Origin of the sequence: Streptomyces sp. NPDC046831, from assembly GCF_040645305.1 — a bacterium.
Classification (GTDB): Bacteria; Actinomycetota; Actinomycetes; order Streptomycetales; family Streptomycetaceae; genus Streptomyces.
Map to the genome: position 1 here is coordinate 87,162 of NZ_JBEYXZ010000016.1, position 24,288 is coordinate 111,449.

Here is a 24,288-nt window from a genome sequence, read left to right on the forward strand (position 1 = left end):
ACGCCACTTGTGGCGCGGCCCGCACCCCGCGGGCCGCGTCGCTGTCACACGGCGGCTTCGGTGTCGGGCATCCTGAGGACGCGCAGGAACGCCGTGGCCGCGGGGGTGCGGCTGTCCGGGCTCCAGATGACGTACTCGACGCGGGCCGGGGCGTCGATGACCTCGATGGTCGTGACACCGCTGAGCTGGGCCACGTACGCGGCGGGCAGCATCGCCACGCCGAGGCCTTGCCCGACCAGCCGCGCCAGGAAGTCCGCGTTCGTCACCTCGAACGCCACGTCACGGGTCAGGCCGGCGGCGGAGAAGGCCAGGTCGGACTGGGCGCGCCCGGCGGTCTTCGCGGGCAGGTCGACGAAGACCTCCGAGGACAGCCGGCGCAGGTCGATCGCCGGCTCGTCGGCCAGCGGGTGGTCGGGCGCAACGACGGCGACGAGCCGGTCACGGGCGAGTTCGCGGCAGCTGACCCCCTCGGGCCGCACCGTGGTGGGCAGACCCAGGAAGGCCACCTCGATGGCTCCCTGCTTGACCTGCTCGACAAGGTCGTCGCTCGCCCCAACCCGCAGGCTGATGCGCACCTGCGGATACCGCTGCCGGTAGTCGCGCAGCGCGCCCGGGATGTCGACGGCGGCGACGGACGGAATCAGCCCGACGCAGAGCCGCCCGCGGACCTCCCCGACGGCCGCGGCGACCTCGACGGCCGCGCGCTCGGCGGCCTCCAGACACTGGCGGGCCGCCGGCAGGAACGCCGCACCGGCCGGGGTGAGCCGCACCCGGCGCGTGGTGCGCTCGAACAGCTTTGCCCCCAACTCCTGCTCCAGGCGCGCGATCTGGCGGCTGAGGGCGGACTGGACGACCAGACAGTGCTCCGCGGCCCGGGTGAAGCTGTTCGTCTCGGCGACCGCGACCACGTAGCGCATCTGCTGCAGCTCCATGGCGATCTATCGTGCCAGAACATAAATGACATGACAAACATGTCTTGGACTCATTGACGAGGGCCGGTCCAGAATGTGAGCGTGCCACGTCCGGCACCCCAGGACCTTGCCATGACCCCGTATTTCTCTGGTTGACGGGTTCCGGACGGACGGCGGCAATTCCCCATTCACCCGGATCTGAATCCGACCGGAAGGACCGGCTTTCCCATGACCAGCACGCCATCCACCCAGCAGGCGAAGACCGTCGTCGACATGTGGGTCGACCCGCGCTGCCCGTGGGCGTGGATCACCTCCCGGTGGCTGCTGGAGGTGGAAAAGGTACGGCCCATCGAGACGCGTTTTCACATCATGAGCCTTTCCGTGCTCAACCAGGGCCGGGAAGTGCCGGAGAAGTACCGGCAGGGCATGGTCGACGGCTGGGGCCCGGTGCGCGTGTGCATCGCCGCCGAGGACCGGTACGGCACGGACGTGCTGCGCGCCCTCTACAACGCCATGGGCGCCCTCATCCACCTCAAGCAGGCGGGTCTGAAGCGGGACATGATGGTCGCCGCGCTCGCCGAGGCCGGGCTGCCGGAGGACCTGGTCGAGGTGGCCGACACCACCGACTACGACGAGGCGCTGCGCGCCGGCCACCACGCCGGCATGGACGCCGTCGGCACCGAGGTCGGCACCCCCGTCATCCGCGTGCCCGGCCCCGACGGCGAACTCATCGCGTTCTTCGGCCCGGTCATCTCGCCCGCGCCGCGCGGTGAGGCGGCCGGCCGGCTGTGGGACGGCGTGCTCGCCCTCGCGGGTACCGACGGATTCTTCGAACTGAAGCGCTCGCGCACGCGAGATGCCATTTTCGACTAGGCATCGCCGCGGCCTTCTGTGCTCAGGAAACGGTGACGTGAACACAATTTTTCTGCCTGGCTCCCGCTGTTTCGGCGTCAGGTGTCTCGCTGCGGAGGACGGTGCGCCATGAACAGTGGCCGGCAACTCCTCACCTCGGGTGTGACGGCGCTGGCGCCGGCGATCTGGGGAAGCACGTATCTGGCGACGACCGAATGGCTGCCGCCGGACCGGCCCCTGCTCGCCACGACCATGCGGGCACTTCCCTCGGGTCTCATTCTGCTGCTCATTTCCCGGGTGCTGCCCAAGGGCCAGTGGCTGTGGCGTTCCCTGGTGCTCGGGACGCTCAACATCGGCGCGTTCAACCTGCTGCTGTTCGTCGCCGCCTACCGTCTGCCGGGCGGTGTTGCGGCGATGCTCATGTCGGTGCAGCCGATGATCGTGCTGGTCCTGGCTGCGCTGCTGATCGGCGACAAGATCCGCCTGGTGCACGCGCCGGCCTGCGCGCTCGGCGCGGCCGGAGTCGTCCTGCTGGTGTTCAAGGGATCCACGGCGCTGGACACGGTCGGTGTGGCCGCCGGCCTCGGCGGTGCGGCCTGCATGGCCACCGGCATCACGTTCACCAAACGCTGGGGGCGCCCAAAGGGAGTGGGGCTGCTGCCCTTCACCGGCTGGCAGCTGCTGGCCGGCGGGCTGGTGTCGCTGCCCTTCACCGTCGCCGTCGAAGGGCTGCCCGGTTCCCTGACCGGGACCAACATCTTCGGGTTCGCCTACCTCATCGTCCTCGGCGCGGTCATCAGTTACGCGCTGTGGTTCCGCGGCATCGAGGAACTGCCCGCCTTGGCCGTCTCCTTCCTGGCCCTCGTCAGCCCCGTCGTCGCGACCATCCTCGGCTTCGTCTTCGAGAACGAAAAGTTCTCCGCGCTGCAGATCGTCGGCATCCTCGTGATCCTCGTCGCCGTGATGCTCGCGCAGCCCCGGCCGGCCAAGCCGCAGAGCCCGCCACCCGGGACCGGGCCCACCGGTGAGGAACCCGCGGTGCTCGCGCCCAAGCCCGCCGCGGGCCGGGGCGGAACGCGTTCCTGACGTCCCTCTTGAGCCGCCGTTTCAGTTGGCGTGATCTTGCGGCGGTCTGGGGTGATGACTGCTGCGTTTGTCGAGCGGATGGCGCCGGAAGGGTTGTGGACGTTGTTCCAGCGGGTGGTGCCGCCGGCACCGGTTCGCCCGCAAGGCGGAGGGCAACGCCGGCGAGGGGACCGCGAGGTGCTGGCCGAGATCGTTTTCGTGGCCACGTCGGGCTGCACCTGGAATCAACTCCCGCCGGGCTTCAGGGCAGTCTCCAGCCGGGCCAGGTGACCGGCAAGAGCTCGGCCCAGACCCTGGCCTCGGTCCAACGGTGAACCGCCGGTAGGCGGTCACCCCGGACAGGCCGAGGCCGACGGTGACCGCCTCGCCCCCTACGTCCGTCACCGCCTTGAGGAACAACACCGCGCCACCGCCGCGTTCCTCACCCCGTCACGCCCCGCAGCCCGCCGAGTGAAACGCGCCCTGCCCGACACCGACACCGGCAAGGCCGCCATCGACACCGTCCTCGCGGAGGCCGCCGCTCGCGGACGGCGCCCCACCGTGACCGCGATCGAGCGGCGTCTCGGCATCCCGCACGCCACCTTTCCACCCGCACTACGCCAACCTGATCGACGAGCACTTCCGGCCCCGCCTCCCGAAGCCTGCCCAACCCGCAACCGGCGCCATGCGTAGATCGCCGATGGGCTGCGAAAGCTGATGGAGATGGCGATCAGCTCATTGCGTCGAGGACGGCGATGATGTCGGCCGGTTCCGCGCGGGTGGTGTAGTCCGTGGTGACGAAGGCCCAGCGGATCGCTCCGTCTCGGTCGATGACGTAGGTCGCGGGCAGCGGGAGCGTACGCGGATGGCCGTCATTGACGCGCTGGAGGTCGAAACCGAGCTTGTCGTAAACGGCTGAAAGGTCGTCGGGGAGGTCGAAGGCGAGACCGTACTGCTTGGCGGTGCCGGAGCCGACATCACTGAGGACCTCGAAGGCGAGGCCATGCTTCTCGGTCAGCGTGAGGGACTCGTCGGGGATCTGGGGGGAGACGGCCACCAGGCGGGCGCCGCGGGCGGTGATGGCCTCGTGGTGCTGCTGGAGTGAGCGCAGCGCGATGTTGCAGTAGGGGCACCACGCGCCGCGGTAGAAGGTCAGCACGACCGGGCCGTCAGCCAGCAGGTCGTCCAGGGCCAGGGTCTGGCCGGTCGCGGTGGGGAGGTTGAAGCGAGGGGCCTGCGCACCGACGGTCAGGGCGCTGTCGACCTGGCCGGAGTCGGCGAGTTTCTGGCCGGCCCGCTGCATGATCTGCCGGATCTCGGCGGGGATCTGCTGCTGACGTGCTTCGTAGAAGGTGCGCAGTTCGGCGTTCAGGGTGGTCATGGCGCTTCGTTTCTCCTGGCTGACGGCTGGAGCGGGGCATATCTTGAAATGCTCGTTCCAAGATAGGGGTATGAGGAGTCCCGCGCCAGCCGTGCGGAGATGTCGAAGGGTCAGAGGCTGGTGAAGGGGCGGTGGTCGGTCAGCGCGAGGGTGCGGACGAAGGCGGCGAGGTGGACCGTGCGGCGGGCGAGGAAGCGGCGGAGGCGGGGTGTGCGCGAGCCGTAGGCGACGGCCCAGAGGGCGGGTATGCGATTCATGGGGGCATGGTCGCGGCGATCGGCGCCACCACGGGTGGATCGTGGACGAACCTGGATGCCCTGGCGTAGGTGGGCGGCCTGTCCTGCTCTGTACCCGTCAGCACCTTTGCGGGGTGGTGAACGGGGAGTATCTTGGAATCCTTATTTCAGGATGGCGGGGTGAAACGTGCCGGATATCAAGCACTTCGACCCGGATGTCACCCTGGAGACCGTGGTGCGGCTGTTCTGGCGGCAGGGCGTCGCTTCGACCGGGATCCAGGACGTGGTGACCGCGACCGGGCTCAACCGCTCCAGCCTGTACGCGACCTTCGGCGGCAAGCAGGAGCTCTACTTCGCCGCGCTGCGCCGGTACCTGGAGCAGCGGTCCCAGCCGATGTTCCGGCGCCTGGCCGAGGACGAGCGGGGTCTGCCGGCCGTCTCCGAGTTCTTCGCCGGCCTGATCGAGGCGCGCTGCTCGGGTGAGTACGCCCAGTGGGGCTGCATGGTCTCCAACGCGCATGCCGGGGTCGAGAACAGTGATCCGAAGGTGCGCGGCGTCCTGGACCAGCACCACCGGGAGCTGCGCGAGGCGATGTACGCAGCACTGGTCACCGCCGAGCGCCAGGATCAGCTGGCCCCCGGGGCCGATCCCGGTGCTTCCGCGGATCTGCTGGCGTTGCTCGCCTACGGGGTCAACTTGCGTTCGCGTGCCGGTGCCGACGCCGCGTCTTTGCGAAAGACGGTGGCCGCCGCCCTGGACTCGCTCGGCAGCAGGGCGGCGGCGTAGGCATCTGTCGATCGGGCTCTCAACTGGGGTTGGGGGCAGGTGAAGTGCCCGGACGGAGGGTGGCAGCTGACATGGCTTCGGTTTCTGCCGTATCCGCGGTGTAGTCCCCCGGGGCTGTGGCGTCGATGCCCTCGGGGGCGTTGGCCGCCTTCAGGACGAAGGTGAGGACCACCGTCACGGCCACGTTGAACACGAACGCCGTCAGGCCGATGTAGCCGGACTGGCCGATCCCCGGGATCTCCTTCGCCGAGCCGCCGAAGTGCTCCTGCGTGGGCGAGGCGACACCGTAGGCGGCAAGGGTGCCGTAGATCATGCCGACCGCCCAGCCGACGAGCAGGGCCCAGCGGTGGAACCAGCGGGTGAACAGGCCGCCGACCAGGGCCGGGAAGGTCTGCAGGATCCAGATGCCGCCCAGCAGCTGGAAGTTGATGGCGACCGTCTTGTCCATGGTGAGGACGAAGACCAGCGCACCTACCTTCACCAGCAGGGACACGAGCTTGGAGACCTTGGTCTCCTGCTGGGGCGCGGCGTCGGGCCTGATGAAGTCCTTGTAGATGTTGCGGGTGAACAGGTTCGCGGCCGCGATCGACATGATGGCCGCCGGGACGAGTGCGCCGATGCCGATGGCCGCGAAGGCCACGCCCGCGAACCAGCTCGGGAACATGTCCTCGAACAGCTGCGGGATCGCCAACTGGCCGTTGGTGACCTTGACGCCGGCCGCGATCGCCATGAAACCGAGCAGCGCCAAGAGGCCGAGCATCAGGGTATAGAGGGGCATCACCGTGGTACTGCGGCGGATCACCTCGCGGCTGCGGGACGAGAGCGTCGCCGTGATCGAGTGCGGGTACATGAACATGGCCATCGCGGAGCCGAGCGCCAGCGTGGCGTACGTCCACCGCCCCTGTGCGGGTGGAAGCAGACCGCCGGCACCGGCTGCCGCGTACTTCTCGCTCGCCTGAGCGAAGACGTGGTCGAACCCGCCCAGCTTGATCGGAATGTAGATGATCGCGACGACGATGACGACGTAGATCAGCGTGTCCTTCACGAAGGCGATCACGGCTGGGGCGCGCAGGCCCGAGGAGTAGGTGTACGCCGCCAGCACACCGAACGCGATCAGGAGGGGAAGGTCCTTGATGAACCAGTTGGTGTTCTCACCGCCGCCGACGCCCAGCACGTCGAGAACAGCCTGGATACCCACCAACTGCAGCGCGATGTACGGCATCGTCGCCAGGATGCCGGTGAAGGCCACGGCGAGCGACAGTCCCTTCGAGCCGAAGCGGCCACGGACGAAGTCGGCTGTGGTGACGTACCCATGGCGGTGGCACACCGACCACAGGCGGGGCAGGAAGGTGAAGATCAGCGGGTAGACGAGGATCGTGTACGGCACGGCGAAGAAGCCGGCCGCGCCCGCTGCGTAGATGGCCGCAGGTACGGCGACGAAGGTGTAGGCGGTGTAGACGTCGCCGCCGAGCAGGAACCAGGTGATCCAGGTACCGAACGACCGGCCGCCCAGGCCCCATTCGTCCAGGGTGTGCTCGTTGCCGGGCTTGCGCCAGCGGGCGGCGAGGAAGCCCATGACCGTGACGGCCAGGAAGAACAGGGCGAAGACGGCAAGGGCAACAGCGTTGACACCGCCGGTCATGTCCGCGTTCCTCCCTTGCCTGGCGGGGGTGTTGTCGCCGCGGCCTGGGCGGCAACGGTCTCGCTGCTGACCAGGTCGTCGAGTTCGGCGTCCAACGCGATGATGACCTCTGGAGTCGGGGTGGCGGCCTGCGGAGTGCTCCCGCGGACGGCGACGGCCAGTCCCGCCAAAGCCATGGGCAGCGCCACGAACACCGCGGCGGTGCGGATGCCTCCCGGCGCCGAGAGGACCAGGGCGATCAGGGGCGGGCCGAAGGCTCCGCCGGACTTGCCGACGGCCGCGGCCCACCCGCCGGCGGTACCGCGGATGGCCAGGGGGTAGATCTCGGCCGTGTACGGGCCGATGAGCGCGATCACACCGGCGGTGCCGGCGAACAGCAGCATCACGGTGGCCAGCAGGAGGGGCCTGCTGCCGTCCATGCCGACGACTGCCAACGTCAGGAGGGCCACCACGGTGAGGGCCGCGTAGACGACCATCGTGCCCCTGGCCGACCAGCGCATGTACAGCCATGCGCCGACCGCGCAGGTGGGGATCGCCAGCAGCGACGAGAGGAACAGCAGGGTGGCGGCAGACATGCCGTGCCCGCCAGAGGATTCCAGCTGGCTGGGCAGGAAGGTGATGAAGCCCCAGTAGACCAGTCCCCAGGCCAGTGCGTAGGCGCTGACGACCAGCGTCTTGGCCGTCTGCGGGCGCTTGAACAGGGCCGAGGCGGGGACCTGCTTCGCTCGTGTCTGCCGGGCGGTGAACGCGGCTGATTCGGGGATCCAGCGGTTCAGTGCGATCAGGACCAGGACCAGGGGGAGCTGGGCGAACCACGTCACACGCCAGCCGGCCAGGGGAATGAGGATCGCGGCCAGACCGGAGGCGGCCATGTAGCCGCCGGTGGTGGTCAGCCCGGCCTGAAGGACCATGATGGCCGCGCGTCGGCCGGGCGGCAGGCTCTCGGTCATCAGGGCGTAGACGACCGGCAGCATGCCGCCGGCCGCCATGCCCATCAGGGCGCACATGACGAGGGTGCCGCCGAAGGTCGGCATGGCGCCGCACACCGTGGTGCCGAGGAAGAGCAGAGAGGCGATGAGGATGGTGGCCCGGCGGCCGATGCGGTCCGCCGCACGGCCCCAGACGAGCGATCCGAGCACGGTGCCGGTCAGCGCAACCGTGGGCAGCCACGAGACGTCAGCCGCGCTGAGACCGTATTCGTCGCGCAGGCCGGGCGCGATGAATGCCAGAGTGGCGGGCTTCATCTGGTCCACCATGAGGGCGAAGCTCAAGATGGCGATGAGGCGGCGCCGGCTCGCCGTGGTCATCGGGGCCGGAGCGGCAGCAACGGAACCTGCTGTGCGCGGCTGCACGACCGCGATGCCGGAGAGCACCACGCCGACGACGATGGCGGCCATGGCCGCCCACATCATGGCCGGTGACATGTCCATCATGGACATGTGGAAGTGCATGGATGCGGAATCGATGAACATCCACAGGTGCTCGACGACGCCGGCGCAGGTGAGGGCGACACCGGACCAGAACAGTAACGGCCGGGGTATCAACGAAGCGGGTGGCGCGGACAAGGTCAACTCCTCGCGGAAAGCCGGGCGTCGGGGTCTTCAATGGCGCGGACGGGCGCGGTGGCACGCTGCTCGGCCGACGGGCGGTCCTTGAGGCCGAGTACGTCGGGCCAGCGCGGGTCGTCGGGGGCGACGACGAGGTGGCGGGCGTACCAGCTGTCGAAGAAGGACAGGACGAACAGCGGCAGCAGGGTCCAGATCGCCACCTGCTCCAGCGGCCCGTTGCCGGTCAGCGCGGCGATGATGACCACCACGAACACGTTGGGGTAGGTCATGGCGGTGTAGTCGTCGAGCGTCTGGACGTGGCGGCGCCGCTTGAGCAGCGTGGCGACCAAGCGCAGTCCGACGGCGATGCCCGCGGCGGTCGGCGCGTAACCGGTGAAGCCGTCCAGGTCGAGCTTGAGGCAGACCAGCACGATGAACGCGCTCAGCAGCAGCACCGCCACGTACCCGTTACGTTCGCCGTACTTGGCCGTACGGATGGGCGAGCGTTCCCGCAGACGTTTGACCAGGACGTAGACCGCGGTGACGACGCCGGTCGAGGTGGCGGCGCTGATGGCGATCGCCGGGGCGACGTCCTCGTGCAGGGTCAGGGCGAGGACCGCCGAGAACGACAGGGTCGCGGCCAGTGAGGAGAGCAGGACCTGCGCGAACGTCGGCATGATCATCCCGCCGAGGCAGCGGCTGACGGTCATCGCCACCACGGAGCTGGGCGTGGCGAGGAACACCGCGGCGATCGCCGCCGTACTCGTACTGCCCGCATCGGACCAGCGCACCAGAGCCGCATAAGCCATCGGCAAGGCGAGGTAGCGCAGGGCGACGGACCTCAGCGTGCCGCGGTCGGTCACAAAGGCTCGCGCGTTCTCCAGTTCGATACGGCACATGGTGATGACGCTGGCCAGCACCAGGAGCAGAAGCAGCACATAGGGCGAGGTGGAGATCCGCGCTCCCGCCAGATTGGCGAGCAGGCCCGCGGCCAGGCCGGCGCAGAAGACCACGGGATGGTTGACGACGATCCAGTCGTAGACCATGTTCATGGTCTTGTTCTCGTTCTTGACGTAGCTGTGGATCCGGTCGCCCTGCAGCATCTGGGAGTTGGGCAGCCGCAGGTCGTACGACTCGTCGACCGGGCGGTCCAGAATGAACCGGCAGATCAGCTCCACGACGTACTTGTGCGAGACCACGCACACCGTGTCGCCGCGCCGCAGCGCGGGCAGCAGCTCCTGCTCGTAGAAGGCGTGCACGCGGTCCTTGAACTGCTGGAACGTCTCGCCGCCGTGCATGGTCGGGCTGTCGGCGTTCATGGCCCGCTCGTACTCGGCGATGCCGTGGCGGCGCTGGAGAATGGACTTGCTCTCCAGCGTGTAGCTGCCGAAGTCGCGCTCCATGAGGCGCTCGTCGACCACAACCTCGGGGACGTCCGCCTCATGGGCGTCGAAACGGAAGATGGTGTCGGCGGTTTCATAGGCGCGGGTCAGCGGGGAGACGTAGACGCGGTCGAAGTGCCGGCCGCGGTGGCGCCCCGCGACCTTCTCGGCCTGGATCCGGCCGAGGAAGGTCAGGGGTGCGTCGCGCTGCCCGGCGATGCGGTGGACGGAATTGCAGGTCGATTCGCCGTGCCGGACCATGAACAGCCGGCTCAGCAGCTCCTGCTCGTCGTGCTCTGCCATCACGACCCCTTCTTCGGGGCGTGCTTGACCTGCCCGGCGTACTGGGAGTCCCAGCCCGCCAGCTTGGTGATGTCGCACAAACTGTGCACCGCGTGCTTCTGCACGAGCGTGGCCAGCAGGGACACGGTCCGCCTCGCCTGCTGGGTGGTGAGGCCGAACTCGCGGGACAGGGCGACGCCGAAGTCGGCCAGGTCGTCGTCCAGGATGGTGCGGTACTTGCGGCGCTCGGTGCGGTCCTGGGCCTGGAGGTAGTTGACCGCGTTGGGGTAGGCGTTGTCCTTCGCGTAGCTCTGCAGGCGTTCGCGCAAGCGGGTGGCGTGCGGATCCTCGGTGGCGAGGTCGGCGGCGATCCAGTCGCTGATGCGGATCAGGCAGTGGTGGACGCCGTCGGGGATGTCCATCTGCTCCTCGTCGCTGGCCGATTCGAGGCGGCGCAGGACCTCCATCGCCGTGTCGAAGCACTGGTTGCGCAGGGTGCCGATGCTGAACACGAACGCGCCGAGCCGGCCTCGGCGGGTGGTCTCGTCGCCCTGGCGCATCGGACCGACGCCGAACAGGCCGGCCGCCGCCTCGCCGTCGGACGCGATCAGTTGTCCGTGTGGGCCGACCTCGATGCCGCGGTGGGTCTTGGTCTGCGGCTGCGCATAGCCGTGTCCGTTGACCAGGGCGTGCCACAGGGGGTGGTCGGCGCGCTCGTAATCGGTCTTGTTGCCCAGGCAGTTGACGACCCGGTCGACGACGATGTCCGGCTGGTCGGCGAAGACCACCCGGATCTTCGTGCCGTCCTCGACCGGGCGCATGTCCTGGATGCCGGCGGACAGAGCCTCGACGGTCTTCGGCGCTCCGTGGTATCCGCGCATGCGGCTGCGCACGACGCCGCCGATCTCCCGCACGGTGCTGGTGCGGTTGGTGACGATCAGGCTCTTGTACCGGTCGAGCAGCATCCGCACGTCGCGGGCGTCCATGCGGGAGATCAGCTCGATGACGTACGGCTCCCACGCCTTCATGACCCGCTCGGGGAAGACGGCCTCGAGCGCGCTGCCCGGCTCTACACCGTGCTCGGCCCGCAGGTGGGCGTACTCCGCCTTGATCCCCTCCACCACCGCTTCGGGGGTGAGCTTCTCGGCGTCGAGGAAGGGCGGCCGGCGGGCCTGCCAGATGTCGTGCTCGTGGTCGACGGGGTAGGTGCCGTGCATGTGCCCGCCGCGCGAGCAGATCAGGATCTGCCCCCGGTGGCCTGCATGGATGAGGGAGATCACCGTGTCAAAGGCCGACAGCGCGGAGCCCGTGACGAGGACGCTCTCCTCGGGGCCGACCTCCTGGAACCAGTCCTGGGCACCGGGGGCGTAGGGGTCGGCGAGGAAGCGGTCGCAGTCCTTGATGCGGTGGTAGAAGGGCGCCTGCACCGGCGAGAGGTGACCGGTCGCCAGGATCACCTGGTCCGAGAACAGGTCGTGCACCCCGCCCTGGGCCGAGAAATCGGCGTACTTGACGACGTAGCCGCCACCCTGGCCACGGACGTCGATGACCTCACCGGTGAGCTCGCGCAGGGTCACCTCGGCGTGGGCGTCGGCGGCCGCGTCGCGTAGCTGCTCGGCCAGGTACTGCCGGAAGATCCGCCGCGGCACGACGCAGGCCACGCCGAAGGTGTGGTACTGCCACTTCTGCGGCCAATCCGAGCGATCCGCCTCCTCGTTGGCCCACTCCAGGAAGTCCTCCGGACGCTCGCGGCGCAGGGTGATGCGGCCGGCCTGGATGTTGAGCATGTGCTCCCAGTTGGTGGACGCCCAGCCGAAGGCGATACCTCCGTAGCGGTAGCCCTCCTCCCGCTCTATCAGGCATATCTCCAGTGGCATGTCGGCGAAGTGGAGCAGCCGGATGGCGCTGAGCGTGCCGGAGAAGCCCGCGCCGACGATCGTGACGCGCCGCGTGCCCGGGTCCGCGCCGCCCATGGGATCGTGCTGCAAGCTGCTCGCCTGCATCGCCATGTCCGCTACGCCGCGGTCCTGGCTCGGGCTGTCCTGCATCGCGGGGTTCCGCATTTCCACGGTCTTGTCTCCTTCGGTGGGGGAAGCGTCAGCGCCACTCGTGGGTGAAGCGGACCGTTATGGCGCCACGGATCGAGTTGTGGACGATGCAGCCCCGCTCGGCCTTGAGCAGGGGCTTGGAGATCAGGTCCTCAAGGGCGGCGGGCGCCGACACCTGCACGGTGATTTCGGAGAACCGGGTCGGCGCGCTCACGAGGCGTCCGTCGACCTGGAAGCTGATCTCGGAGGCGTCGGCCTGCGGGTCCTCGGCCTTCAGGGCCGCGAGGAAGGTGCTCACGTAGCAACCGCCAAGCGCCAGCAGCAGTAGCTCTCCGCCCATGGGACCGGCGTCGGTGCCCTCTTTCTCCTTGGGCCGGTCGATGGTGAGCGTGTGGCCTCTGGCCTGGCCCACGACGACGCTGCCGCCGACGGGGCGCAGGGAAACACCGATTTCGGGCATGGTGATGCACGGACTCCTGTCCTGGAACCGGGGCACAGAGGCTCGCCGTCAGGGGGCGAGTGGGATTCCTGGGGTGCCGGTGAGCGGGGACGGCCCTCAGCATCAGGACGGAATGCGGGCTTCCGGAGCGATCGTGGATGATCCTGGATGCGCTGCGTGGTCGGAGGTCACCCTCGGATACCGCTTGACAGTCGAGACCCCGTGTCGTCTAACTTGAAACGACCATTCCAGGTTGTTCGTGGCCCAGGTGTCCCATGGGGGAGGATGTTCGTGCCGCAGGTGTTGGATCCGGCAAAAGCCCGCACCATAGACGAATTCATCGCGGAACTGAGACTGCTGAAGGCGTGGGCGGGCAACCCGTCAATCACCGAGCTCACACGGCGCATCCACCGGGACTGGCAGCGGGCAGGACGCCCGCGCGGCGAGTGGCCGGCGCGCTCCACGGTGGGCAACTGCTTCCAGATGGGCCGCCGCCGCCCCAACGCCGACCTGCTGCTGGCCGTGGTGCAGGCACTCGTCGGCTCCGACGAAGCCATCGTCTCCGGCTGGCGCCAGTCGCTACGTGCCGTGCTCGGTGAAGCCGAGGCAGCCGCACGCGTCAGCGCCTACGACCGGCTACCTGCGGGACCTTCCGCATTCGTCGGCAGAACCGGTCTGGCGGCCGAGGCGGAGGCACTGCTGACCTGCGACGGGCAGACGCCGACGCTGGCGCTGGAGGGCATGGCGGGTGTGGGCAAGACGTCGTTCGCCCTGCATGTCGCACATCGGCTTCTCGCCGGGGAACGCACCGACACACCGGTCCTGTTCGCGAACCTGCGAGGCTCCGCTGCGCAGGGCCCAGGCGCCGACCCTGCCGCCGTACTGGAGACCTTCCTGCGGCTGCTCGGTATTACCGGCGACCGCATCCCGTACGACCTCGACGCGCGAGCAGCCTTGTACCGCCAACTCCTGGCCGGAAGGGGCGCACTGATCGTCCTGGACGACGCGGCCGACACGGAACAGGTGCGGCCCCTTCTGCCCGGGATCTCAGGATGCCGCACGCTGATCACCAGCCGGCGCGCCCTGAACGGCCTCGCTGAAGCCGCTCGGCTGCCGGTACCGCCGCTGGCCCCGGACGACTCCGTCGAACTGCTGCGGGCAGCGGCCGGAGCCGAACGCGTCGCCTCGGACCTCCCGGCGGTCCAGCAGATCGCCGGCTTACTAGGCCACCTCCCGCTCGCACTGTCGGCCATCGGTCGCCACATGCGCGACCATCCCGCCTGGGCACTCGGCGACTATTACCGCGAGCCTCTGATCACCCTGGCCCTTGAGGACGGCGTGCGCACTGCACTGGCCGCCTCCGACGCACGGTTGTCGCAGGGCGCACGGCGACTCCTGCGCCTGCTGGCCCTCCATCCGCCGACAGAGGTGGAGATCGCAGGAGCGGCCGCTCTCCTGGGCGAACCGTCCGCTGCCGCCGAACACCACCTTGCCGCTCTGGCGGCAGAGCACTTGATCGAACGCACCGCACCCCACCGCTTCCGGGTTCATCCGCTCACCCACGCCTACGCGGAGGAACGTCTCTGCATCGACGAACCTGCGACCCGCATTCGCCAGGCCCTGACCCGCCTGTCGGAACATGGCCACAGCTGGGGTGCCGACATACGACTCGAGACTCGAACCATCCGCGGACTCCGTTTGCCCGTACCCCGGCAGCACGCTGCAGCAGACAGAGAGAGGAACAGCCCGCTGCCGCAACCGCGCACGGGACGCGTACTCGCAGCCTGAGGGGGCTACGACGTCCGGCATCCGCGCACGGACGCAAGGAGGAGAGGAGCATGCCCGCCGACCAGCACCAGGTCCTCGTCTTCGACGTCAACGAGACACTCAGTGAACAAGCACCGTTGCAGTACTAAAGGGGGTCAACTCGCCTCGGACAGCGGGGAAGTCACCCGTCTCAGCGGCCCTCCGCCGGCGAGGGGTGGAGCACTGGGTGATGCCCAAACGGCGCCCGCAGACGGCCGTTCTCACGTTTTGTGTTCTATGCCACACGGTCCGTGGTGATCGCGCCGAGCTCACCCTCGGTGTCCTGACTCCCACCCGCCCCGATCCACAGTTTCCGCTGGTGGCAAAGGACTTACGAGAGCACAGACGACTCCGCCAGCACCGGTCGGATCACGCCAACACGCGCGATGGCGAACGCATGGACAGGCTTGCGACTCACTGTCGACGTACGACAGGATCACGGGCATCCACTCCCGGCCGAACGGGATCCGGGCCCTGCCGCGGTGCACACACACCCGGCACACCTCGGGGGAACACCTGGTGTGCAGGCACGGTGAGGTCCTGGGCGACATCGCCCTCGGCGGCGGACGCGGCGGTGCGTAAGGCAGGCGGCTGGAGATCCCGGCCGCGGCCCGGATCCGCCGACCGGGGAACGGGGGCGCGCAAGAGCCGGGATACGAGGCGCATCTATGTGCCGCCATCTGAGACCACAGATGAGAAAGGCCCAAGTGACAGACATGACGCTCGACGAAGCTGCCGAGACGCACGCGAAGGAGCTGCCAGGCGACCACGCGGAGACCTCGGCATTCTACCAGCAGATCGGCGGCGCCCCGGCCGTCAAGAAGGTCGTCGACGACCTCTATCTCCACGCTCTGCAGGACGAGGAGCTGGCCCCGTACTTCGAGGGCACCGACCTGCCCACGCTCAAGCGCCACATGGTGTTGATGCTGACCAAGGTCCTCGGTGGGCCGGACAACTACGCCGGGCGAGAGCTGGCCGAAGCGCACCAGGGGCTGGGCGTCACCGGGGAGCACTACGAGCGGGTGGGTCACGTGCTGCTCGGCGTGCTGTGGGAGAACCGCGTCGGAGTGGACGTGCTGATGCATGTGGCCGGGGTGCTCGCCGCGGTCAAGGAGCAGATCGTCCGGCAGCCCTCCGACGAACTGGTGCGGAAAGCCTGACATTGTGGTTGACGCTCGCCGTTTGCAGGAGAGCTGGAACGTGGTGGCCGGTTACGGCGACCAAGTACCGCTGTTCTTCTACTCGACGCTGTTCTTCACCCATCCCGAGACTCGGGACATGTTCCCGATCGGCATGGCAGGGCAGCGTGACAAGCTTTTCGGAGCGCTGGGCACCATCGTGTCCCGCGTCGGCCAGGTGGACGAGCTGGTGCCCTTCCTGGAGCAACTCGGCCGGGACCACCGCAAGTTCGACGTTCAGGCCGACCACTACCCGGCGGTGGGGTCCGCGCTGCTGGGAACGCTGGCCCACTTCCTCGGCCCGCAGTGGACGGACCAGTTGGCCGCCGACTGGCAGGAGGCGTACGAGCTCGTGGCCAAGGTCATGCGCCAGGCCGCCCAGGAGGCCACCAACAGCAGCCCGCCCTGGTGGGACGCCGAGGTGATCGGCCACGAACGGCGCACGCTGGACATCGCCGTGCTCACCGTCAAGACCAACTACCGCCTGGACTTCCTGCCGGGTCAGAGCGTCGCGGTGGCGACCCACCTGCGGCCCGGGATGTGGCGCTACTACAGCCCGGCCAACGCTCCCCGCCCGGACGGCACCATCGACCTGCACGTCCGCATGGTTCCGGGCGGCCCGGTCTCCTCGGCGCTGGTGCACGGCATCCAGCTCGGGGACGTGCTGAGGTTCGGCGCCCCGGTCGGCAACCGGCTGACGCTGGACCCGGACGGCGACCGGCCACTGCTGCTGCTGGCCGGCGGCACCGGGCTGGCGCCGCTGAAGGCCCTGGCCGAGCAGGTCGCCGGGCAGCGGGCCGGGCGGCCGGAACGCCGGGTGACACTCGTCGTCGGCGCACACACTGACCACGACCTGTACGACTGGCCCGCTTTGGAGGCTCTCGCCAAGGCGCACCACCGTTGGCTGCGCGTCATTCCGGCCGTCTCCGAGGTCTGCCTGCGGCCCCAGGAGAGCGGCACCGCGGTGGAGGTGGCGCTGCGCCTCGGCCGCTTCACCGACCACGAGGTGTACGTGTGCGGCTCGGACCACATGGTGCGCGACTCGGTTCAGCGCCTCGCGCAGGCCGGCACACCGGTCGAGCGCATCCGGTTCGAGTCGTTCACCGGCCTGGGTGGCGAGCAGTACGGCGTCGCGTCTCACGGGGAGGACATCGAGTCATGAACAGGCCCTACCACCAGACCCAGTATCGGCTGACACCCGAACAGATCCGAACCAAGCAGTTCACCCGTACCCCGATCGGCCGGCGCGGCCTGGACGAGGACGAGGTCGGGCGCTTCATGTTGAGGGTCGCCGACGAGATGACGGCGCTCCACCAGGACCTGGCCGGGCTCTGGGCGGAGAACGAACGGCTGCGCAACTTCTACCGCGAGCGGGGCGAGCAGGCGGACGGGCAGGCCGCTCGGACCGGCAAGGCGGTATCCCAGCGCCAGCCGACCGTCGAGGCCGTCAACCTGCTCTCCCGCGCCCAGCAGCAGGCGGATTCGTTGATCGCCCAGGCACGCGAATTCGCCCGGCAGGTCGCCGACCAGGCCCGTCGGCAGTACCACGACGTGCTGCGTGAGGCACAGCGCCAGGCCCAGGAGGAGGCCGAGCGGGCCGTACTCGAGTACCGCGCCCGCTCCGGCACGCACTACACCGCCGAGTTCGAGGAACTGGAACGCCGCCTGGCCTGGGCACGTGCCTTCCTCGACGCCATCCAGTCCGTGGAGACGCAACTCAAGACGGCCCGCGAGGCCTTGGCGTTCGAGGTGGAGAAGCTCGCCGGGGTCGGCAGTCCCACGCGCCCGGCCACCGGCCCGGCCCACCGGCTGTCCGGCCGTACGGCCGAGCAGATTCCCGTCGCCTCCGCGGACTCTGCCCAAACCTCGGGCACGGGCGGCCCGGGCGGCGCGAGCACCTGGACCACCCAGGGATGAGGTGTCGGCCGGCCGCGGCGTCGACGGCCGGCACCGCCCGGCCGGCCGTCGACGCGCGAGATCCCGTCCGATGTAGGTCGTCGCGGACCGCATCGGCGTCCCAGCGGGCGTAGCGCAGCAGGCGCTGTACCGGCCCTGGCCGCGCAAGGCCCGCCTGCTCGGCCATCTGCCAGCAGTTCTTCCGTTCGACGCTCGGCAACAGCCCGAGCAGGTAAGCGCGGGCTGCGGCCCGGGGCTCAACCCGCCCGAACCTGCCCGCGATCCGGGCCATGACCTGGTCGAACATCGCCTGCCAGCGGGCAGGGTCTACGCTATGGCTCGCGGCCACTGCACGATCTCCAGGAGTCCACACGGCCCCTGATGATCACGCGGTGGCCGTTCCTCTTGCGGGCTGGGCCCTCAGCGTGGTTGCGAAGTCGAGTTCGGGTGTCAGGCGGTGAAGCCGCCGTCGACATGAATCGAGGCGCCGGTGATGTACGCGCCGTCCGCGCTTGCCAGGTGAGCGACGGTGGCCGCGATCTCGGCCGCTTCCGCATAGCGGCCCACAGCCGTGAAGCCGGCGATCACCTCGGCGTTCGGCCCGTCAGCGGGGTTGCTGTCTGTGTCGGTGGGGCCGGGATGCACCAGATTGACGGTGATTCCACGCGGACCGAGTTCTCGAGCCAGGCCTTTCGTCATTCCGACCAGAGCCGTCTTGCTCATTGAGTAGAGCGCCAGTCCCGGGAAGACCGCACGCTCGGCGACGTTGCTGCCTATGCTGATGATGCGGCCGCCCTGGCCCATGTGACGTACTGCCGCCTGGGACGCTGCGAACGGCGCCCGGACGTTCACTGCCAGCGTGCGATCGATCTCTGCCGACCCCAGGTCTTCAAGTGGGCCGATGAGGAAGACGCCGGCGTTATTGACCAAGATGTCGAGTCTGCCGAACATCGCGGCGGCCTCGTCCACCGCGGCAGTGAGTGCCTCAGGGATGGCGCTGTCGGTCTGAATGGCCAGTGCCCGGCGCCCTCTGGCCTTGATCTGCTCCACCACCTCGGTGGCGCGTTCCACGCTGTTCTCATAGGTCAGGACGACGTCGGCGCCTTCTTCAGCCAGCCGTAACGCCACAGCGGCACCGATGCCCCGGCTGCCGCCCGTGATCAAGGCCACCTTTTTTCCAAGTCGGTTCATGACGTTGAGCATTGCTGGCACCAGCGCCGGAAGCTCGCGGAAATCCGACCTGGCGTCCGACCTCCAGGAAGGCACACCGTCCTGATCAACGAAAGCACAGCATACGAACAGGACGGAGGGCTTGTCGGCCATGGTGATAGCAGCGCGCTGCGCCCCGACATCGTTCACCGAGCCGCATGGCTCGCCGCCTTCTTCATGCCACTCCGCGGCGGCAGTCGCCGTCAGCGCGGACCGGTTCGTCCTCGCCCGTGCCTGTCGGCCCGCCGAGTCGAGTCGGCCAACCGCTTGTGGGAACGGAACGGAGAGGCGGTGTGGACCGGGACGCCGCACCGCCGCCCCGCGTGGACCCGGCCAACGCCCAGGCGGTGGAGCGGCAGGCCGCCGCGCTGCGTGCACTGGCCCGCCGCGCCTTCCCCCAAGCCCGACGCCGTCCCGGACGATGCGCCGGCCTGAATCGAGCAGTTCCGCCCACAGCGCCGCGGCCCGGCCGCGGCGACCGAGGCGCCGCTCCGGTGGTCGGTTCCCGCTGTGAGTGACTCGGAACGGCAAAGCGCAGACCTAGCTCAAATCGGATTAGGTAGCCGCCCCTCGGCGGAAGACTTCTGTTGCAGTCTCAAGCGGCAGTAGCCGCAGCAGGAACGCCTGGTGCGCTCCTACCGGATAGCCCGGTCGGACGGACACCGTCGGTTCCGAGTAGGGAGGGCCTGATGGCACTGGAAGAGCACGAGCGAGTGAGCGCTGTCGTCGACCTGCGGATGCAGGAGTACGAGACACTCCGCACCGAGATCATCCAAAGGATCGCTGCTCGACAGCAGATGGCAGGGTATGCCGCCGCGCTGACCGCTATTGCCGCGACCCTGGGCGGGAATCTGGGCTGGTGGCGGTACTTCATCGTGGCGCTCGTTGTTCTTGGTTCGGCCCTCTACCTTCGAGACAGCAATAAGGGGATCCAGCGCATCGGCCTCCATCTGCAAGATCTGGAGAAGGAGATAAATGTGCTTGCGGTCGAAATCTATGGTCGGCCAGCCCTGTCCTGGGAGAGCCGTCGGCAAGGCCAGCGTGAACGCGAGGGATGGATCTGGAAGGTGATCGGGATCTTCGGGGGCTGGCACTTGCGGAAGCCGAGTAAGGAACTCCCCGGACAACGCACCAGTTCGAACGCTCGCACAGAGTCTCGTACGCCTGGTGGGTGATTGAGTCACTCGCCAGCCTCTGTGGCCAAACGGGGCCCGCGGTCACCAGGGGAGCGCTCTATGCTGTTCGTCTATGAGTCAACTGCTCACTCTGGCGGTGCCGTCTAGCGCCCGTGCTCGGTCTCTCGTGACCAGCCGCGGCACCTTCGCAGCGTTCGACATGGCACCTGGTGACTCTGTGTCCTACAGAGGCACGGTAGTCATGGTTCCCGGCTTCATGGGCAGCAAGGAGGACTTCCTGCCCATGCTGCCGCCGTTGAGCCGAGCTGGTTACCGTGTCGTCACCATCGACGGGCGAGGCCAACATGAAACGGGTGGCTCCCATCCCCCTGGAGCGTATGCAAGGGAGGCCCTCGCCCGAGACCTGGTTGCCGTCGTTGAGGCTGTCGACGATGGACCGGTCCACCTCGTGGGGCATTCATACGGCGCTCTCTTGGCACGGGTTGCCGTTCTTCAGACCGAGGGAGATCCCGTTCTCTGGCGATCTCTGACACTGATGAACTTTGGCCCAGCGGAAGTCTCCACCCAACAACGTGAACGCCTGAGCCTATTGCTCTCAGTGATCGATTCAATGACTCTGGAAGGGATCTGGCCATTCCTGGACGTCCAAGACGACGCAATCGCAGATGATGTCCGCTCCTTCATGCGGGCGCGATGGCTCGCCAATGACCCCACCCACATCAAGGCGGCTGCCGAGCAACTGCTTACCGAGCCGGACCGCACCGCAGAACTGACTGCTATCCAGCTTCCCAAGGCCGTCATCTCGGGTTCACCCGACCTCACTTGGGCACCGGAAGGTGTCACGAAGATGGCCGACGCTCTATCGGCACAGCTCATCACGATGCCGGGAGGCGGACATTCACCGAATGTCCATCGCCCGGAGGAAAGCGCAGCAGAGCTGGCCAACTTCTGGGATGCCATCACCACCACCCATCACTGAGCCAGGCTGTGGCAACGTACCGCAGCGGCTGCTCGGACAGCAGCCGGATTACCTTCTTTTTGTGCCTTCACGCCGTACGTCTCGTACTGAACAGGTCGCAGAGGCCGTCACCTGCTGCTGATTGAGCTTCTCCAAGACGCGGTCGCGGAGAAGCTCGTACTCCTGACGGAGCCTGCGCCATTCAGTCACGGGAGGGCGCGAGGAATCACGATGCCTTCGGTGACCATCTCCGTCGTGATGCGGCTGCGATGACGCACCTCGAATCGCTGGGTGCGCCGGCGCGGCTGGTGCGGCTGGCCGCTCATCACTCCGGAGCCGTGTACGAGCGGGGCAGCGCGGACTCTCGGCAGAGCTGGCCGTCTACGAGCGGGAGGACTCCCCGGTTCTGGACGCCCTGATCTTCGCCGACATGACGACCGGCCCTGCCGGGCAGTCAGTCCATCGACTTCGACACCCGAATCGACGAGATCCTTGTGCGCTACGAGCCGGGCAGCGAGGTACACAACGCGATCAGCAAGGCGCGACCGTACCTTGGCGCGGCTGTCGAGCGAACCCCTAGCCGTCTCGGTCTCAGCTCCTGATCACTTGGTCAGTGGGAGTGACCGTGCTTGTGCAGCGCTGCGCCGGCGCGGAATCGCAAGCGTCCACAGCGGTCCTCTTCCTCGTCGGATGCGTCCGTGGGACAGCAGCAGTGGCTGGACAGCCAGCGCAGGTCATCTGGATCTAGTGCCGTGACCGCATAGGTTCGCCGGGTTGGCGGTGGAGGCGGTGCTACAGAGGTGATTGGATCACAGCATCCGATGCAGGGTCAGGAAGAGATCGGGGCAGAGCCGGTGCGAGTGCGCTTGTAACGCGCGGGTGTGGTGCCCACGTGGCGTGTGAAGTGTCGGTTCAAGTGGGCTTGGTCGTGGAATCCCACGGTTGTGGCGACCTCGGCGGGCCGGTGGCCGTTGAGGAGAAGTCGACGTGCCTGATCGATGCGCTTGCCGGTGAGGTAGGTGTGTGGTGGCAGGCCGTATGTCTGCTTGAAGCAACGGATCAGGTGGGTGGGGTGGGCGTGCAGTATGGCAGCGGCCTCGCGCAGGGATATACCGACGTGGATCCGTGAGTCCAGTAGTTCCCGCAGCTCGGTGGCGAGCCGGCTTGCCTCACGCCCCGGTGCGCGGGGCTGCAGGGCGTCGAGGTGGAAGTGGAGCCGTTCACGGATGAGCGAGAGGCGGGACTCGGCTTCGAACCCGTCTCCGGCGTGGACAAGAGCGGCGTGCAGTTGGTGGATCCGATGGCGCAGCAGCCCGTCGCTGAAGATCGGAGCGTCTACTGCACGACCGGCCAAACGCTGCGGGAGTACGGAGTCGTCGAGGTAGAGGTTGCGCTTGCGGAAGCCTGACGCCGTAACGGTTTGACCGTCATGGGGGACGCCGGGAGGTAGCAGGAGGACGCTGGCGGTACCGGTCGCCGCATGGCGGCGACGGTCGAGTGCGAAGTCGACCGAGCCGTCGTCGAGGATCATCAGGTCCCACGTGTCGTGGGTGTGCGCAGGGTACGCGTGGTCGGTGAAGTGCGCGTGGAAGACCTCGGCGATCCCTGGGACTGGCGGCCTCCAGGCGCTGATGGACGTACGGGGTGTGTTTGAGGCCATGTCAGGAACGTACAAGACCGGCGGAGTCCGTGCGCGGCAGGCTCGTGACGCCGGCCTGGAGGGCCTGAGAGGTGGCTCCTGGTTGCCCGGCCCTGAGGAGGGATGCCGTATGTCCGAGTCTGTTGTTCCTGTCAACCTCGCCGACAAGCTGTCGCAGTTCAGCGAGCTGTGGTCGCAGAAGAAAGTGGCCGTGCTCAACGACTACGAGGTCAAGCTGGCCAAATTGAAGGGGGAATTCGTCTGGCACACCCATGAGGACACCGATGAACTGTTCCTGGTCATCAGCGGGCGGCTCACCATCCAGCTCAGAGATGCCGATGTGGTGCTGGAACCTGGCGAGTTGTTCGTGGTTCCCCGTGGAGTCGAGCACTGCCCCATGGCAGACGAGGAGACCGCTATCCTGTTGTTCGAACCGGCGGGAACGCTCAACACCGGTCACGCAGGAGGACCGATGACCAAGGCGGCCGAGATTCTCGGGTGACGTGCAGGGCGTGGTGTCAGGCTGCGGCCCTGAGGGGGCGCCGGCCCCAGCGGATGCCCTTCTCGCTGCGGATGCGGGCGCGTTCCTTGCGTTCGGCGGCCAGGACGTCTCGGTGGCGGGCGTTGGCGTTGCGCCACCGCAGGTAGGCGTGCAGTGCCCGGGTCTGAACCGTGTGGTTGGGATAGTTCGAGTTGGCGATGGTGAACTGCCGCAGCGGACCGAAGTGGGCCTCGATCGGGTTCGCCCACGAGGCGTAGGTCGGCGTGAAACACAGTTCGACCTTGTGCTTCTTCGCCCAGCGGCGGATGTCGGCGCCTTTGTGAGCGGACAGGTTGTCCAGGATCACGTAGATCGGTGCGCCGTCGGGCCGGGCGGCGCGGATCGACTTCAGCGCGGCCAGAGTGTTCCCGGCGCCCTTCCTGCGGCGGTTGATGCCCCACAGGGTGTCGTCGCCGACCGAGTAGCAGCCGTGGAAGTACCGGACTCCATGGGTGCGGTGGTAGGTGGCAGGCAGTCGGTCGGGGTGCTTCTGTTCGGCCCAGCCCGAGCCGGCGGTGGGCCGGATTCCGAGCGGGCCGAACTCGTCGAACGCAAAGACCCGATCCGGAAAGCGGTCCAGGACCTCCTCGATGCGGTCGAGCTTGGCGTCGCGGTCGGGATCCGGAGATTCCTTCCAGGATTTGGTGCGCTGGAAGGTGACGCCACGGCGGGCGAGCAGGCCGCGTAACGCCTCGCGGCCGATATGGATGATCCGACCGTGGACTTTCCGCAGGTAGGCGACGAGTTTGCGCAGCGACCAGCGGGTGAAGGGCTGGCCGAGGTTGGTGGGGCGAGTGGTGGCCGTCTGGACGACGAAGTCCTCTTCGTCACGACTGAGCAGGCGGGGACGGCCTCCCGCCCACCGAGGGTCCAGGCAGGCTAGGCCGATCTCGTTGAACCGGTGGATCACATTGCGCACGGTGTCCTCGTCGGCCTGCACCAGCTGGGCGATCACCGGCACCCGGTTCCCGCCGGCCGAAGCCAGCAGCATCATCGCGCGCCGGTAGCGCACCGAGCTGGTGCTACCGCGGCGCACGATCTGCTGCAGCTTCCGCCCCTCTTGGTCGGTCAGTCTGCGCACACGGACAGGCTCGGCCACCGCGCCTCCAGCGGTCGGTTCGACGTCACCGCACATCAAACCGTCATGACCGCCAACCCGGCGTACCTATGCGGTCAGAGCACTAGCCAGAGGGGCACTCGGTCCTTGGCTGCCTCCATCGACGGATCGGTCTCGTTCATGGCTGGACCATACCGAGGACATCAGCCGATGTAGGGCTCCGCCCGGTCGGCCAGACCGTCGCGTGCTGACAAGCCGGTAGGAGTCGGTGCCGGTCTCGATGATTGTGAGTTCAA

The 24,288-nt window shown here is 68.1% G+C and carries 21 protein-coding genes and 3 pseudogenes; 11 read left to right on the forward strand and 13 right to left on the reverse strand.

Annotated elements, in window-relative coordinates; all coding sequences use genetic code 11:
• Positions 1-44: 44 nt before the first annotated feature.
• Entirely contained in the window at positions 45-932 is an 888-nt protein-coding gene (locus ABZ920_RS16370) for a LysR family transcriptional regulator (RefSeq protein WP_361504457.1), read from the reverse strand.
• Between the two features lie 207 nt (positions 933-1,139).
• Between ABZ920_RS16370 and ABZ920_RS16375 the strand changes: the two genes are divergently transcribed.
• The 3 genes and pseudogenes from ABZ920_RS16375 to ABZ920_RS16385 form a co-directional block, all read left to right on the forward strand.
• Complete coding sequence (locus ABZ920_RS16375) at positions 1,140-1,784, forward strand: disulfide bond formation protein DsbA (RefSeq protein ID WP_361504460.1); 645 nt, start codon at positions 1,140-1,142, stop codon at positions 1,782-1,784.
• Between the two features lie 108 nt (positions 1,785-1,892).
• Positions 1,893-2,849 carry an EamA family transporter gene (locus ABZ920_RS16380; RefSeq protein WP_361504463.1) on the forward strand — a complete coding sequence of 319 codons (957 nt, stop codon included), beginning with the start codon at positions 1,893-1,895 and terminating at the stop codon, positions 2,847-2,849.
• A 54-nt stretch (positions 2,850-2,903) separates the two neighbouring features.
• Positions 2,904-3,092, forward strand: a pseudogene (locus ABZ920_RS16385) (transposase); the annotation flags it as partial.
• A 466-nt stretch (positions 3,093-3,558) separates the two neighbouring features.
• On the opposite strand, the gene ABZ920_RS16390 reads toward ABZ920_RS16385, so the two are convergent.
• Together ABZ920_RS16390 and ABZ920_RS16395 are read right to left on the reverse strand one after the other, a co-directional pair.
• The gene (locus ABZ920_RS16390) at positions 3,559-4,209 is read right to left on the reverse strand and encodes a peroxiredoxin-like family protein (protein ID WP_361504466.1); all 651 of its coding nucleotides are present in this window, start codon (positions 4,207-4,209) and stop codon (positions 3,559-3,561) included.
• 110 nt (positions 4,210-4,319) lie between these two features.
• Positions 4,320-4,466, reverse strand: a complete 147-nt coding sequence (locus ABZ920_RS16395; protein WP_361504468.1) for a hypothetical protein — start codon at positions 4,464-4,466, stop codon at positions 4,320-4,322.
• 166 nt (positions 4,467-4,632) lie between these two features.
• Between ABZ920_RS16395 and ABZ920_RS16400 the strand changes: the two genes are divergently transcribed.
• Positions 4,633-5,232 (forward strand): TetR/AcrR family transcriptional regulator, encoded by a 600-nt coding sequence (locus ABZ920_RS16400; protein ID WP_361504471.1) that lies wholly within the window; start codon positions 4,633-4,635, stop codon positions 5,230-5,232.
• Positions 5,233-5,251: 19 nt separating this feature from the next.
• Here ABZ920_RS16400 and mctP read toward each other — a convergent pair whose 3' ends face one another.
• From mctP to ABZ920_RS16425, 5 genes are read right to left on the reverse strand one after another with little or no spacing between them, the layout of a single operon-like run.
• Positions 5,252-6,874 (reverse strand): monocarboxylate uptake permease MctP, encoded by a 1,623-nt coding sequence (gene mctP, locus ABZ920_RS16405; RefSeq protein WP_361504474.1) that lies wholly within the window; start codon positions 6,872-6,874, stop codon positions 5,252-5,254.
• Positions 6,871-8,439, reverse strand: coding sequence for an MFS transporter (locus ABZ920_RS16410; protein WP_361504477.1), 1,569 nt, complete (start codon positions 8,437-8,439; stop codon positions 6,871-6,873). Before ABZ920_RS16410 ends, mctP begins: the two co-directional genes overlap by 4 nt.
• Before the next feature lie 2 nt (positions 8,440-8,441).
• Positions 8,442-10,106 carry a histidine phosphatase family protein gene (locus ABZ920_RS16415; RefSeq protein WP_361504480.1) on the reverse strand — a complete coding sequence of 555 codons (1,665 nt, stop codon included), beginning with the start codon at positions 10,104-10,106 and terminating at the stop codon, positions 8,442-8,444.
• The gene (locus ABZ920_RS16420; RefSeq protein WP_361504576.1) at positions 10,106-12,148 is read right to left on the reverse strand and encodes an FAD/NAD(P)-binding protein; all 2,043 of its coding nucleotides are present in this window, start codon (positions 12,146-12,148) and stop codon (positions 10,106-10,108) included. Before ABZ920_RS16420 ends, ABZ920_RS16415 begins: the two co-directional genes overlap by 1 nt.
• A 34-nt stretch (positions 12,149-12,182) precedes the next feature.
• On the reverse strand, positions 12,183-12,593 hold the full coding sequence (locus ABZ920_RS16425) for an OsmC family protein (protein ID WP_361504483.1): 411 nt from the start codon (positions 12,591-12,593) through the stop codon (positions 12,183-12,185).
• 264 nt (positions 12,594-12,857) lie between these two features.
• On the opposite strand from ABZ920_RS16425, the gene ABZ920_RS16430 reads away from it, so the two are divergent.
• From ABZ920_RS16430 to ABZ920_RS16445, 4 genes are all read left to right on the forward strand, one after another.
• On the forward strand, positions 12,858-14,360 hold the full coding sequence (locus ABZ920_RS16430; RefSeq protein WP_361504486.1) for an NB-ARC domain-containing protein: 1,503 nt from the start codon (positions 12,858-12,860) through the stop codon (positions 14,358-14,360).
• 734 nt (positions 14,361-15,094) lie between these two features.
• Positions 15,095-15,538: a group 1 truncated hemoglobin gene (locus tag ABZ920_RS16435; RefSeq protein ID WP_361504579.1), complete on the forward strand. Its 444-nt coding sequence runs from the start codon at positions 15,095-15,097 to the stop codon at positions 15,536-15,538.
• 22 nt (positions 15,539-15,560) lie between these two features.
• On the forward strand, positions 15,561-16,718 hold the full coding sequence (locus tag ABZ920_RS16440) for a globin domain-containing protein (protein ID WP_361504489.1): 1,158 nt from the start codon (positions 15,561-15,563) through the stop codon (positions 16,716-16,718).
• The gene (locus tag ABZ920_RS16445) at positions 16,715-17,473 is read left to right on the forward strand and encodes a DivIVA domain-containing protein (protein WP_361504492.1); all 759 of its coding nucleotides are present in this window, start codon (positions 16,715-16,717) and stop codon (positions 17,471-17,473) included. Before ABZ920_RS16440 ends, ABZ920_RS16445 begins: the two co-directional genes overlap by 4 nt.
• A gap of 73 nt (positions 17,474-17,546) precedes the next feature.
• Here the strand turns inward: ABZ920_RS16445 and ABZ920_RS16450 are convergent.
• A pseudogene (locus ABZ920_RS16450) lies at positions 17,547-17,759 on the reverse strand (IS701 family transposase); the annotation flags it as partial.
• Between the two features lie 143 nt (positions 17,760-17,902).
• A complete protein-coding gene (locus ABZ920_RS16455) occupies positions 17,903-18,643 on the reverse strand; it encodes a 3-oxoacyl-ACP reductase family protein (protein WP_361504582.1) in 741 nt (246 codons plus the stop codon).
• A 707-nt stretch (positions 18,644-19,350) separates the two neighbouring features.
• Here ABZ920_RS16455 and ABZ920_RS16460 point away from each other — a divergent pair.
• On the forward strand, positions 19,351-19,836 hold the full coding sequence (locus ABZ920_RS16460) for a hypothetical protein (RefSeq protein ID WP_361504495.1): 486 nt from the start codon (positions 19,351-19,353) through the stop codon (positions 19,834-19,836).
• 73 nt (positions 19,837-19,909) lie between these two features.
• Complete coding sequence (locus ABZ920_RS16465; protein ID WP_361504498.1) at positions 19,910-20,776, forward strand: alpha/beta hydrolase; 867 nt, start codon at positions 19,910-19,912, stop codon at positions 20,774-20,776.
• Positions 20,777-20,824: 48 nt separating this feature from the next.
• Here the strand turns inward: ABZ920_RS16465 and ABZ920_RS16470 are convergent.
• Positions 20,825-21,006 (reverse strand): annotated as a pseudogene (locus ABZ920_RS16470) (hypothetical protein); the annotation flags it as partial.
• 578 nt (positions 21,007-21,584) lie between these two features.
• Positions 21,585-22,415 (reverse strand): AraC family transcriptional regulator, encoded by an 831-nt coding sequence (locus ABZ920_RS16475; RefSeq protein ID WP_361504500.1) that lies wholly within the window; start codon positions 22,413-22,415, stop codon positions 21,585-21,587.
• 109 nt (positions 22,416-22,524) lie between these two features.
• On the opposite strand from ABZ920_RS16475, the gene ABZ920_RS16480 reads away from it, so the two are divergent.
• Positions 22,525-22,896: a cupin domain-containing protein gene (locus ABZ920_RS16480; RefSeq protein ID WP_361504503.1), complete on the forward strand. Its 372-nt coding sequence runs from the start codon at positions 22,525-22,527 to the stop codon at positions 22,894-22,896.
• A 16-nt stretch (positions 22,897-22,912) separates the two neighbouring features.
• Here ABZ920_RS16480 and ABZ920_RS16485 read toward each other — a convergent pair whose 3' ends face one another.
• Positions 22,913-24,034, reverse strand: a complete 1,122-nt coding sequence (locus ABZ920_RS16485; protein ID WP_361504506.1) for an IS630 family transposase — start codon at positions 24,032-24,034, stop codon at positions 22,913-22,915.
• Between the last annotated feature and the right edge of the window lie 254 nt (positions 24,035-24,288).

Coding starts and splice junctions, on each gene's coding strand:
- ABZ920_RS16475 (WP_361504500.1), bottom strand. CDS start 22,415: ATGGCCTCAAACACACCCCGTACGTCCATCAGCGCCTGGAGGCCGCCA.
- ABZ920_RS16420 (WP_361504576.1), bottom strand. CDS start 12,148: ATGCGGAACCCCGCGATGCAGGACAGCCCGAGCCAGGACCGCGGCGTA.
- ABZ920_RS16435 (WP_361504579.1), top strand. CDS start 15,095: ATGACGCTCGACGAAGCTGCCGAGACGCACGCGAAGGAGCTGCCAGGC.
- ABZ920_RS16415 (WP_361504480.1), bottom strand. CDS start 10,106: ATGGCAGAGCACGACGAGCAGGAGCTGCTGAGCCGGCTGTTCATGGTC.
- ABZ920_RS16380 (WP_361504463.1), top strand. CDS start 1,893: ATGAACAGTGGCCGGCAACTCCTCACCTCGGGTGTGACGGCGCTGGCG.
- ABZ920_RS16460 (WP_361504495.1), top strand. CDS start 19,351: ATGGCACTGGAAGAGCACGAGCGAGTGAGCGCTGTCGTCGACCTGCGG.
- ABZ920_RS16390 (WP_361504466.1), bottom strand. CDS start 4,209: ATGACCACCCTGAACGCCGAACTGCGCACCTTCTACGAAGCACGTCAG.
- ABZ920_RS16455 (WP_361504582.1), bottom strand. CDS start 18,643: ATGAACCGACTTGGAAAAAAGGTGGCCTTGATCACGGGCGGCAGCCGG.
- ABZ920_RS16480 (WP_361504503.1), top strand. CDS start 22,525: ATGTCCGAGTCTGTTGTTCCTGTCAACCTCGCCGACAAGCTGTCGCAG.
- ABZ920_RS16425 (WP_361504483.1), bottom strand. CDS start 12,593: ATGCCCGAAATCGGTGTTTCCCTGCGCCCCGTCGGCGGCAGCGTCGTC.
- ABZ920_RS16430 (WP_361504486.1), top strand. CDS start 12,858: ATGTTCGTGCCGCAGGTGTTGGATCCGGCAAAAGCCCGCACCATAGAC.
- ABZ920_RS16445 (WP_361504492.1), top strand. CDS start 16,715: ATGAACAGGCCCTACCACCAGACCCAGTATCGGCTGACACCCGAACAG.
- mctP (WP_361504474.1), bottom strand. CDS start 6,874: ATGACCGGCGGTGTCAACGCTGTTGCCCTTGCCGTCTTCGCCCTGTTC.
- ABZ920_RS16375 (WP_361504460.1), top strand. CDS start 1,140: ATGACCAGCACGCCATCCACCCAGCAGGCGAAGACCGTCGTCGACATG.
- ABZ920_RS16370 (WP_361504457.1), bottom strand. CDS start 932: ATGGAGCTGCAGCAGATGCGCTACGTGGTCGCGGTCGCCGAGACGAAC.
- ABZ920_RS16465 (WP_361504498.1), top strand. CDS start 19,910: ATGAGTCAACTGCTCACTCTGGCGGTGCCGTCTAGCGCCCGTGCTCGG.
- ABZ920_RS16395 (WP_361504468.1), bottom strand. CDS start 4,466: ATGAATCGCATACCCGCCCTCTGGGCCGTCGCCTACGGCTCGCGCACA.